Genomic DNA, 12327 nt, shown 5'->3' with positions numbered 1-12327 from the left:
TAACCGCCGCCTTTGTTACGAGGGCGGCGGTTGGTGCGGAAAGTCAGAGACCGAGATGATCCAGTCCCGCACTTGTTTTGCGTGCGGTGTCAGGGGCGTGTTTGCGGACCACACGACGTAGAATGCGTTTCCTGTACGCCAACTCCATTCCGGCTTTCCGGCCAATAGCTTGCGATCAATCAGATCCCGCACCACATGGTCCCAGCCGAAGGCAAACCCCTCGCCGGACATTGCCGCTTGCAAGACCAGCGCATAGTCATTCAAACGCAATCCGGAAACGATGTCGCGATCGCGAATGTTGTGGTGAGCGAACCAATCCGCCCAAGTGGGTCTTTCCCGAACAGGTTCTTCAAGATGAATAAGCCTCTCGTTCATTAGATTCGGGATGGAACGAAGATTGCGGGCGGCGGCCATTACCCTTGGTGATGCAACGGGGAAAATGATTTCTTCAGCGATTTTCGCGACGTGACAGCTGGGCCAATTGCCATTGCCCAAGCGTATGCCAAGGCTGATATTTTCCATGTCCAAATTTGGTTCACGGTCGCCGATTTGCAGGCGCAGGTCGATGGTTGGGTGTCGGTCATGTAGTTTTTGCAGACGTGGAACCATCCAATAATGAGAGAACGCCGAGGAACTGTTGAGGGTCACGTGATCTTCGCGCCCCATCTGGCGAACCGATTGAACAGATTTTTCAATATTGTCCAGAGATCTGGAAGTGTCGGAAAATAAACGATTTCCGGCGGTTGTCAGCGTGACTTTTCGGTGACCGCGTACAAAGAGGGTGACACCTAGAGCCTCTTCCAGCTGCTTGATAGCGGCACTTACCGATGGCTGCTGCATGTTTAGTTCCGCAGCCGCGCGGGTGAAGCTGCCGTGGCGGGCGGCGGCGGTGAAAATCACCAGATTGCGGGGTGAGTTTATCTGATTCCATATACTTGGCATAGCTTCTGTCTACTCAAATCATAGAGATAATCAAGGATCACGGATGCATCCGATCTGACTATGAAGGATCAGGTCCAAACATAAGGTGATCCCATGGCCCGTCGTTCGCGCCGTACATCTGAGAGCCGTATAGTCGCGCCGTATATCAAGCGTGTGCTGCCGTTCTTTGATCCGCTGGATGAGGAACAAATTGTCAAGCTTGAAGCGCAAGTGGACTGGATACTGGAGAACGTTGGCATTGCGTTTCGCGATGATCCCGAAGCGCTAAAAATCTGGAGGACTGCAGGCATCACGCCTGAAGGCGAATTTGGTGATCTGATCAAAGCCGATGCGCAATGGGTGCGGGCCCAATGCGCCAAAGCGCCAAGCGAGTTTGTGCAGCATGCCCGCAATCCGGCGCGATCGGTTACGATCGGTGGCAACAATCAGGTCTTTGCGCCGATCTATGGCGCGCCGTTTGTGCGGGATCTGGAAGGTGGGCGACGCTATGCCAAATTCGAGGATTTCGAGAAGCTTCTAAGGCTCTCTTATATGCATCCCAACTTGCACCACACAGGGTTGGTGATCGCGGAACCAACGGACATTCCGGTCAGCAAACGGCGTCTGGATATGGTGCTGGCGCATATGACGCAATCGGACAAACCTCACCTTGGGGCCATCACCGAAATGGAGCGGGCACAGGACAGCGTTGACATGGCTGAAATCCTGCATGGTTCTGATTTCATGGAAAACAATTGCGTCATCATGGCCAACGTCAACACCAACTCGCCTTTGCTGGTTGATAAGGTGGTGACACAGGCTGTGCGGGTCTATTGCGGGCGTGGGCAGGCCATCGTGGTGGTGCCGTTCATCCTGTCCGGCGCGATGGGGCCTGTGAGCACGGCAGCCAGCATCGCGCAAGCGATGGCGGAGGCCATGATGGTGTGTGCCTTTGCGCAATTGGTACGTCCTGGCGCGCCGTTTGTGTTGGGCAATTTCCTATCGTCCATGTCGCTGAAATCAGGCGCGCCGACCTTTGGCATGCCCGAGCCTGTGGTGTCGAACTATGTGGTTGGCCAGATGGCGCGGCGGCTTGGGTTGCCGCTGCGGTGCGGTGGATCCCTGTCAGCCAGCAAGATCGAGGATGCGCAGGCGGCTTATGAGAGCGCGGATAGCATGCATTCAACCATGCTGGCTGGCGCAAATTTCGTATTGCATTCAGCTGGTTGGCTCGAAGGCGGGCTGTGCACCGGATTTGAGAAGCTGATCATGGATGCGGATCGTTTGGGTGGCTATCAGAAGGTGCTGAGCCAAGGGTTGGATCTGTCGGATGAGGCGATGGCGCGGGACGCTTATGACGAGGTGGGCGCAGGGGGGCATTTCCTAGGGTGCGGACACACTATGCGCAACTATCAGAACGCGTTTTACGAGCCCGCCTTGAGCGACAGCGAGAACGTCGAAAGCTGGGAAGAAGGTGGCTCGCTCGACATGCGGGCACGGGCCTATGCCAAGTGGAATACGATGTTGGCGCAGTATGAGCCCCCTGAAATGGATATCGCCAAAAAGGATGCCCTTGAGGCCTTTGTGGCACGCCGCAAGGAGGAGCTTCCGGATGCCTGGTATTGAGGCGTGTGGCATTGGCAGAATCTATGCGTGTGCGCCACGGTTTAGGGATTTTGGCACTTCGGTATTGCGACTGCATCACGTCGGTATTGCGACGGTGCGAGAGTATGAACAAAGCGTAAAAACGAGAGGGGCGGAGATGCCTGAAGTCATCAAAGAGGGCGTGCAGGGAAAACCACTGCCGAGCCATGCCAAAGTGGTCATCATCGGCGGCGGCGTCGTTGGATGTTCTATACTGTTTCATCTGGCCAAGTTTGGCTGGAAAGATGCGGTTCTGCTGGAGCGGGACGAGTTGACCAGCGGGTCCAGCTGGCATGCGGCGGGGCAGATCCACACCATCAGCAGCGATCCCAACATCAGCCGCCTGCAGAGCTATACCATCGACCTGTATAAAGAGATCGAAGAGTTGTCGGGCCATTCCGTGGGTCTGCATATGACGGGCGGTTTTTATCTGGCGTCCAACAAGACGTGGCACGATTATCTGAAACGCGAGCGATCCAAGGCGCGCTATATGGGGCTGCATCAGGAATGGATCAGCCCCAAGGAATTGGCTGAGCGGCATCCGTTGATTGATCCCAAGCATTACTATGCGGCGTTGTGGGATGATCAGGACGGCGATCTGGATCCTTCCGGCACGACCTATGCCTTTGCAAAAGCGGCGCGCACGTTTGGGGCGCAGTATTTCACCCACACGCCTGCGACCAAGACGGAACAGCGGGCCGATGGGACGTGGGATGTGACCACGCCCAAAGGGGTGATCAATGCCGAGCATGTGGTGAATTGCGGTGGTCTGTGGGCGCGCGAGGTTGGGAAAATGGGCGGGATGAACATTCCTGTGCAGCCGATGGAGCATCATTATTTGATCACCGAGAAGATCGACGAGATCGCCAATTTTGGATCGCGCCTGCCGTGCGGGATTGATTACGAGGCCAATATCTATTTCCGACAGGAACGCGAGGGGATGTTGTTGGGCACCTATGAACCAGTCGGGGTGCCGTGGAAAGTTGACGGTACGCCGTGGACGTTCGGCCATGAGCTGTTGCCGCCAAATCTTGAGCATATTGCGGATCGGTTGGAGCTTGGGTTTGAACGCATTCCGGCGTTGGCCAATGCGGGGATCAAAGACGCGATCAACGGGCCGTTCACCTTTGGGCCTGATGGCAATCCGATGATCGGGCCGGTGCCAGGGATGACGAATTATTGGTGTGCTGTGGGCGTTATGGCGGGGTTCTGTCAGGGCGGGGGCGTGGGCCTTACGATGGCGGAGTGGATGATTGACGGGGAGCCGTCGATTGACGTCTGGGCGATGGATGTGGCGCGGTTTGGCAATTGGGCGAGCCCTGATTGGGGTACGGTGAAATCAACCGAGAACTATGAGCGCCGCTTTGTGATGACCTTCCCGAATGAGACGCTTCCAAAGGGGCGCAAACAGCAAACGACCGCGCTTTATGATCGGTTGCTCGCCAAAGGGGGCCGCATGGGGCAATCGTTCGGGTTGGAGCATGTGTTGTGGTTCGCGGATGGGCCAGAGGATGCCCATGAAGACCCGACGTTTGAGCGCAACCGCAGCCATGACTATGTTGCTGCCGAATGTGCTGCGGTGCGGTCAGGTGTGGGCGGCATCGAGGTCGCGAATTTTGCCAAACATGTGATCCGTGGGACGGGTGCGCGGGCGTGGCTTAACAAGACCATGGCGGGATTTATTCCCAAGCCCGGGCGTATGACGCTGACCCCGATGCTGACGGAAAAGGGGCGGCTTTATGGGGATCTGACGGTGGTGTGTTTGAGTGAGGAGCATTTCATGTTGTTCGGGTCGGGCGCCATGCAGGACGCGCATACGCGGTTCTTTGCGAGGACTTTGCCCGACGATGTGCGCCACACCAACGAGACCGAAAGCTGGCATGGGATTGCTGTGTCGGGGCCGAAATCGCGGGAGCTTCTGAGTCGGATCACGCGGGAGGATGTGTCGGCTGAAGGCATGGCGTTCCGCGATTGTCGCGAGACCTATGTGGGCGGCGTGCCTGTGGTGCTGAACCGGATCAGTTTCTCGGGCGAGTTGGGCTATGAGATTTATTGCCGTCCGCAGTATTTGATCCGCCTGTCAGAGGCGATTGAGGAGGCGGGTGCCGATCTTGGCTATCGTTGGTATGGCAACCGCGCGTTGATGAGTTTGCGGCTTGAGAAAGGTTGGGGCGCGTGGGGTCTGGAGTTCCGGCCGGATTTCAATGCGGTTGAGGCGGGGATGGACGTTTTTATCAACTGGAAAAAGGATTTCGTCGGTAAGGCTGCCACGGAGGCCGCGCGCGACGATGGAGTGGCGCGTAAACTGGTGACTTTGGTGATCGACACAGAGATCGACGTGACGCTGGATGAGGCGGTGATGCTTGGCGACGCGGCGGTGGGATACATCACCTCGGGCGGCTATGCGCATCACGTGGGCAAGTCGATGGCGATGGCCTATGTCGCCAGTGACCACGCCGCGGCGGGATCCGTACTGGAGGTGGAAATCCTTGGCGAGATGAAGCGTGCCGAGGTGCAGGGCGCGCCGGTTTATGATGCAAATGGCGCGAATATGCGGGCGTGACACATCGGCGAGGGGCAAACTTGATCGCGCAATTTGCCTCTCTCTGTTTCGTCGGGGGCTTTGCGTCGCGCGATTTTTTGATGCCTCAAAGTCCCACGGGCGAAAAGGCCACGATCAAGGCATCTGTCAAAGCCTCCTCGATCAGCGCGTCCTCAACGATTGTGGCAGCGACGCTGATTGCGGTATCTTCTGATGATCCGCCCACGACCTCCGCAGCGGTGCTGACGGCAACAGGAGAACTGGCAATTTCAGGCACAAGCTGAGCGGTGGGGGCGGCGGCCTCGGATGCGCCGAGCACCGCGGACTCCGCCGGAACCAGACTTGAGCTGGCTACGTTTCCGCTTCCACTTGCACTGGCGGCGTCTAGACCGCCCGCCTCTTCTGCGGCACCCAAAGCCTGACTGGACGCGGCTTGAGAGAGAACCGGAACCGAGTCGGCTGCGGAACCGGCAACGGCGTCCGCACCACCCATTGCGCCATAATCGGCCGCGGCCTGTGCTGGCAAAAGAGGGTCAGCCGCTTGTGCGCCAGCAACTGCTGCGCCTGCCTCGGGGGCACCGGCACCGGCGGCGGCACCGGCACCAGCTGCTTCTGGCGCTACCTGAGCGGCCGGATAGGCCGCGTCATAGGCCAGTTTGCAGGCAATTCCGGTTCCGATTGCGCCGCCCAAAAGGGAAACGCCTTGCGAGGTGTAGGTCCCCACTGACGGCGGGTCCTTTGCCTCGGTGTCGCTGACCACTCCAGCTGAGGTGGCGCCGATCAGGGAGATGGCAGAGCCCACACAACCGGCCAGTTTAAGTCCGGCATGTCCATCCGGATCGCGGCCCGAGGATGGGTTGTTGAAAACGAAGGCGTAGGAATTGGCAGAGTCGGCTTGGACCGGCGAGCCGCCAAATCGGCTGTCGGCGCGCATAAATCGTGTTGTTGCAGGATCATAATAGCGCGCGTCAAAATAGTAGAGACCTGTTTCGGCGTCCAATTCCTTGCCCGTATATTTGAAAACCGCGGTGTCGGGACCCGCTGCCGTGACCTGCCCAAAGGGTTGGTAGTCGTAGGTCGTGACCTTCGCGCTGTCCTCGTTCGTGGTTAAGACCACGCTATATTGATAATCATTGTGCAAAAACAACGGTGACTCCGCCGTCGAAGGAATTCCGGTGCCGCCGGAAATATCCTGACCTGTCGCCGATTGCGCCAGCGGACCATTTGGCCCGACAAGCAGACGGTTTTTAAGAGTGTTGCCGCCGTTTTGGAACTCTTGGTATGTGCTGGAGGGGTAGAGCGACACGGTTCCGTCCGCCTGATATTTGGCAAGGCGTCGACCACGATAGTCGTAGATGTATTTGCTGTTCGCGGTGGCGCCCTTTTTCTGGGCGGAGATCATTCGGTTGCGGCCGTTATAGGTGAACGTCCAACTTTCATCTGCGCGGTCCACGCCAGTCAGATTGCCCATAGAGTCATAGACGGCTGAATACACCTGACTGCCGTTCTCGGTGCCTGCGGTCACTTTGTTTCCGTCATAGGTGAAGGTCACGCCTGAGCCTTGGGTCAGGTTTCCGGCAGTGTCATAACCGAAGGTGAAATCGGTGCCCGTGGCGCTGTCTGTAACGCCGGTCAAACGCTGGTTGGCATAGGACAACGTGCGTTGTGGGGCGCCAGAGACACTGGCCAGATTGCTGAGATTGTCCCAAGAGTAGGTCTGGGAAAACAGCGTTGCCGGTTTTGGGTCGGTTATGGCGATGCTGTTGATGTCCCCAACCGGAGAATACGCGCGGGTATCGGTGACGTTATTGCCAAAAACGGTCCGCTGTGGTGGCCCGAGCGCCGTAAATTCGCTGAAGGTCGCATAAGTTTCCCCATCAAGCCCCACTGTGACATGGCGGTCCATGTCAAACCCGTTGCTGATGGTGCTTTGATCCGGATTGGTCTGCGAGATCAGTCTGCCTTGGGGGGTGTATGTCTTTTGGGTCACGAAGGGATTTGGTTGGCCGTTCACCGTCAGGGATATCTGTTGTTTGCGCTGGTAGGCGTCGTAGCCAAACCCATAAGTGGACTCCGCTGTTGTGCCAGAAGATACCTGCGCGGTGGTCAGATTGCCCTGACCAAATGTTCCCGCGTCATAGGTGTAGCTGATTTGCGTGCCATCGGGGTAGGCGCGGGACAGAACACGGCCAAGTTGGTCGTGGGTCAATGTCACCGTGCCGTTGGCCTGTGAAATCGTATCCAAATAGCCCGTCAATTTGTCGTGTTGGTAGGAAAAGGCACCGCGATCAGGGTGCGTCTTTTTCGATATTCTACCAAGTGAATCGCGCGCAAAGGTGTAAACCTGTGCCGTGCCGGCAGCCGGCTGGGTGAGGGTGGTCAGCCGTCCGAGGAGATCACTTTCGTAGGTGGTGGTTGCGTTGTTGTCCTCAGGGATCACCAACTGGCTGAGGAATCTTTTGTTGGCGGCGTATCTGTAAGTCTCGGCCTTGGTGTATTTGTAAGACTGGTTTGCCGCCTGAACCTTGGTGACAACCTGACCCGTCGCCGTTTCGCTGTAGTCGTATGTGGTCAAAGTTGTTGCGGTGCCATCCTGACCTGTCGGCGCGGTTGCGCTAAGTATCCGGCTTTGGGAGTCGTAAACGTTGGTGGCGAAAACCGGTGCGTCGGCAGGGTAAAACGGGGCAGCAGAAGTCAGAACTTTGTGTTTGGAGTCAAAGGTCAGGAGCCGGAGGGTCTTCTCCGCTTTTTCTGGGTCCTGGCGTATTGTTTTATAATGTCGACCAAGCCCGTCTGAATAATGCTTGTCCCAAAAAGACGTCGGCGCGGCACCGGTTGGCCAACCGGTGACATGGGTTATCTGCTGCACCGGAACATTGTTTTCCAACTGAAAGCTGGTGGTCGTGAGGTTAACCACGTCTTTTGGCGCCACATCTGGGCCAATTGTGTCGAGCGCGGAGAAGCAGGGCTGATCAAAGACAACGGGTGTCTGAGCGTTCGGCGCAGGGCCCTGTGTCGCCATTTTGCGGCCAAAACCGTCATAGCAGGTGATTTTGGGCTGCTGGTTGGGTTGGATAGTGACCGAGTTCAGGCCAAATCGGGGGTCATATCCGTAATTCCAAGTCAGCGATGTGCCCGCCTCGTTCGGAGGGCTGGTCCGCGTGTCAGGATACGTATGATAAACGGAGTCATAGGTGGTCGAAAAAGTGGCCTTGGAGGGCAGGGATTTGGTGATTTGATTGCCAAATGGATCGTAGGTGTAGGCGTATGACAAGGTGCCTGCGTTGGAGTCATCCCAGTGCGCCTTTGACGTCAGGTTCATGGCTGCGTCATATCCGCGGATTATCAGGCTGATGTCACCTGTTTGAAACGTTGCAATCTGGGTCAGATCGTTGGTGGCGCTGACTTTGTGATGCACCGGATAGCCAAGCCGCCAGGTTGCGGCATCGTTTGCGTACTCATGCAGCTCATATACGGTGTCGGCGCTGGGCGTTGTGGGGGCCGCTTTTGTTACCAAACCAAGCTTGGCGGACACAGCCACATTGCCAAAATCGTCATAGGTGAACGTGTGGCCAAGAGACGAGACATATGCGCCGTTGTCGTATTGATCGGTTCGGGTCGCCACTTTTTGTGGATCGTAAATCACCTGATTTGGATCGACGCCTGCGGATGTTTTGACGGGGTCGTACGTCGTGTAATGCGCCGACACCGTACCGCCCGCAGGAAATGACGGATCCGTATTGGCCGGCGCGGCAAGAGTCACCGATGCCAGTTTTCCGGTTAAGGGCCATGTTTGGTTGTAAGTCATCGTGGTTTCGCGGCCCGCGTTTTTATCCGCGGTGTCGACGGTCTGAAATCCCATCCAGCCGCGACCTTGCAGGTTCATAACGGCGTCCGAATACGTTTTTTCATAGGGATAGCTGAATGTGCTGTCAGTCGCATTTGGATCGTTGGCCACAGAGTAGGATTTCGTCACATAGTAAGACCCGCCCAGATTTGCCCTTGAACGGTAATTTGGCAGGCTTCCCGATTGAATGAGAGGCGGGTAGTTCTGAAAATGGGCCAGCGCAGACTTGGAATTTTGTGAATAAACCGTCGCATCGGACAAAGGCGCATATGCCACGGTTCCAACGGCACCTGTGGATTTGGTGAAACCGGTGATGCGGTCCGGGTTCACCCCTGCGGTCAGACCCACTTTGGTCCACGCATTCCCAAAGGCGATCAGGTCGGCCATGCCGTCGGAATTCATGTCGGCCATAAAACGGGTTGTTTCACTTGGCGTGCCGCCGGCATCCAAAGCCAGTTCAGGCAACGTGGTCTGGTCCCACGTTGCCATTGTGAAACTCCGACCAGTGGAGGTCGCGATGTTGATGCTTGGACCGGTGATCGCGACAACGTCGGCCATACCATCGCCGTTCACGTCCGCCATCATCACAGGAGTGTTGGTCCAGTTTATGGCCGTGCTTGGCGTCCAGCTTGCAAAAGTCTCAAATCCGGCGCCGTTTGACAGGGCGACTTCGATCTGTTGCGCCGCGGCTGTGAGGGTGACGATGTCAGCCAAACCATCGCCGTTCACGTCCGAAATCATCCGAGGTGTGGTGTTGTCCCAAGGTTGAGGAACTGCGAGCGTCTGGTCAAATCCGGTTTTGTCAAAGGAGGTGGATGTCGATAAGGCCGCAGTCATCGAAGCCCCATCAAAGCCGAGAACATCGGAGCGTCCGTCGCCGTCAAGGTCGGCCAGAACCAGCGGGTCTGCGTTGGTGAAGTCTGTACTCCAACTTGCGGCGGTGGCAGGGAATCCAGACCATGCCGCGCCACTGTTGGCGCCGCTTAGTGCCACCCAGACAACGTCGTCCTTATAGCCCACGATGTCGGTGTGGTGATCGCCGTTGACGTCACCAAGATAAATGTCGGTTTGGGCGTTCCAGCCTGTGGAAATCGCAAAGATGTTGTCAAAGGTCTGTGGTGCGGCAAAACCTGATCCGGTGGACAGCGCGACGACGGTTCCAAGCTCGTTGAACCCGACGATATCGCTTAGGCCGTCGCCGTTCACATCCGCCAGCCGACGGCGCATGTCCGGTTGCCAGGATGGCGTGCTTTCGAGGCTGAATTGGTCACTCCAGGCAGCAAGCGCGCCAAACCCCGATGTCGTCCCCTTTGCGACCTGCACGCCGTTTTGAAAGGCGACAAGATCCAGAATGCCATCGCCGTTCACATCCGCCAGAGTATAGGGAAAGTTCGGATTTCTTTCGGTAAACACATTGTTCCAGTCAGCCGCCGCGTCAAATCCTCCTTGTGTGGCAGGGGCAATTCCGCCGTTTTGCCAAGCGAACGCTGTCGACGGCAGAGATTGCCCGATCGCGGTGCGCTGGATCGCAGTCACTCTGGACCGTCCGGTCGTGGGCGAAGTGTCGTAAGACATCTGGTAGGCGCTGACCATTGTGTCCCCGACAAAGGTCTGAACTTCGGTCAGCAAAACAGGTTCCTCGACCACATGACCGGCTTGAAAATGTGTCATCACATCCGGTCGCGCCGTATAGGCGAATTTTACAAAACGGTTGGCCGCGACGCCTTGTCCGGAATTTGCGGTATAGGCGATTTGAGCAGGATACACCCGCCCTGTGTAGGTCCCACCCTGGACCGGGGTCTGGGTATAAGTCACGGTCATGGAGTTGCCGTTCAGGTCAGTCACCTGATTGAGACGCCAGACGCGGACGTCTGGCTGGCCGACAGCCGTGGCCCGGCTGTCAGCTGAGCCGCCGAAGTCCATGACGTGGCCTTCTTTGGTGATCACCGTGAACGATTCCGGCCCCGAACCCGCGACACCGTTTGAGGTCACTTTGCTCCAGGTATCCAGTTCCGTACGATAGGTTGTGCCGGCGGCGCCATACACGCCGCTGGTGTTGATCAGGCGTCGCCCCTGATACGCAAACCGGTCGTTTGTCTGATCGTATTTCACCGGCGTGGACATGCCATCAATGGCAATGATCTGACCGGTCCGTTTGATCAGCGCGAGCCCGGACAGGTTCCAGCCCACCCCCAACAAATCGTTGCCGGATTGGCTGTTGTAAGTCAGGTTCAGGTTTGGATGAAGTTTGTTGATCCCCGGTGGCATTTTGATGGGGATGGAATATGAAAACGCCCCGTTCTGATCGACAGTCGCCTTGCCTGCGAGGCTTCCGGGCACCACGGTTTCTGTGGCGGTTTCCGCGTTTTGGGACATCGAAGGGCCGCCCGCAGCGACGAATAGCATCACCAAGGCCCCAGTGAGCGCGCCAAGGCGCCAAGCGTTTGAGCTGGCCGGTGTTGGAGTTTTACTGGCCGCACACGCTTTGCTTGCACACCCTTTGCTTGAACGGGCAAATTCGGATTGGTCTGGTTGGGCGCCAACAGGGCGGATCACATATACCATGTTTGAATTCCTTTTTCGCAGCATTCAATTGCAGGCAAACGGACCGCTTGGTCGTGTGCCGAGCAGGGAGGCGGACGTAAGCCGCGCGTCAAGATTCAAGTCCCAGACAGCGCCGCGTCGGTCATAACGGTTCGCCAGAATGATGGCTGGCCGCGGTTGGCGGGATCATGGCACGGGTCAAGCGATCCGGCCTGTGGGACCCCGACGCGCCTGTCATTCAGCGGAGCGTCGGGATAGATCGGTCGGATCAGTTGTTGGGCCCGGTAAATGTTGTTGTCACACTCACGGAATCGCCGCTTGGGAAACTCGCGGGAGAGTTTGTCACGGTCCACGACCCGGCGCTTCCGCCTTTGACGTATCCGACGCTGCCAGAGTTGCTTCCCGAATACGGGATGTCGTATGTGAATTTCCAGATGCTTGCATCATCAAGGGTGTATTCAAAGCTACCCACGGCCCCCGTCATAGTGCCGTCGGTTCCAAGGGCCGAAAATTTGGCTGTGGCGCCCTTGGCGATGGTTGTCGGTGCGGTGGCAGCGTGACCAGAGGAGGCAGAAGGGGAGCCTACCAAGGTCATCGTTCCGTTGGTGCTGTTCACAATCGTACAATGGAATTGCATATCGCCGGACATAAGGGGCCTACTTTCTTGAAAATGGAGTGCAATAAAAAGGGGGGTAGTGTCTTAACGCCAAATACTTCTACTTTAGGTTGCGATTTTCTTCCCCTTACGTCAACTGATTTGCGATGGTGTGGCGCGGGATGGCGGGCGTGGGCACGCATGTCGCGGCGCGATTGGGTCGAAGTAAATTAT

At 57.1% G+C, this 12327-nt stretch carries 5 protein-coding genes; 2 read left to right on the top strand and 3 right to left on the bottom strand.

Annotation, left to right across the window (positions count from 1 at the left end):
* Positions 1-15: 15 nt before the first annotated feature.
* The gene (locus SHIM_RS15365; protein WP_342585519.1) at positions 16-900 is read right to left on the bottom strand and encodes a LysR substrate-binding domain-containing protein; all 885 of its coding nucleotides are present in this window, start codon (positions 898-900) and stop codon (positions 16-18) included.
* 135 nt (positions 901-1035) lie between these two features.
* Here SHIM_RS15365 and SHIM_RS15360 point away from each other — a divergent pair, with 135 nt between their 5' ends.
* Positions 1036-2547 (top strand): trimethylamine methyltransferase family protein, encoded by a 1512-nt coding sequence (locus SHIM_RS15360; RefSeq protein WP_054003563.1) that lies wholly within the window; start codon positions 1036-1038, stop codon positions 2545-2547.
* A 136-nt stretch (positions 2548-2683) separates the two neighbouring features.
* Positions 2684-5128 carry a GcvT family protein gene (locus tag SHIM_RS15355; protein WP_054003562.1) on the top strand — a complete coding sequence of 815 codons (2445 nt, stop codon included), beginning with the start codon at positions 2684-2686 and terminating at the stop codon, positions 5126-5128.
* 85 nt (positions 5129-5213) lie between these two features.
* Here the strand turns inward: SHIM_RS15355 and SHIM_RS15350 are convergent, their stop codons facing one another.
* A complete protein-coding gene (locus SHIM_RS15350) occupies positions 5214-11519 on the bottom strand; it encodes an FG-GAP-like repeat-containing protein (RefSeq protein ID WP_054003561.1) in 6306 nt (2101 codons plus the stop codon).
* A 247-nt stretch (positions 11520-11766) separates the two neighbouring features.
* The gene (locus SHIM_RS15345; RefSeq protein ID WP_054003560.1) at positions 11767-12147 is read right to left on the bottom strand and encodes an aegerolysin family protein; all 381 of its coding nucleotides are present in this window, start codon (positions 12145-12147) and stop codon (positions 11767-11769) included.
* Between the last annotated feature and the right edge of the window lie 180 nt (positions 12148-12327).

The organism is Shimia sp. SK013 (assembly GCF_001292625.1).
Classification (GTDB): Bacteria; Pseudomonadota; Alphaproteobacteria; order Rhodobacterales; family Rhodobacteraceae; genus Shimia.
This window is presented reverse-complemented; position numbering and strand designations above follow the sequence as displayed.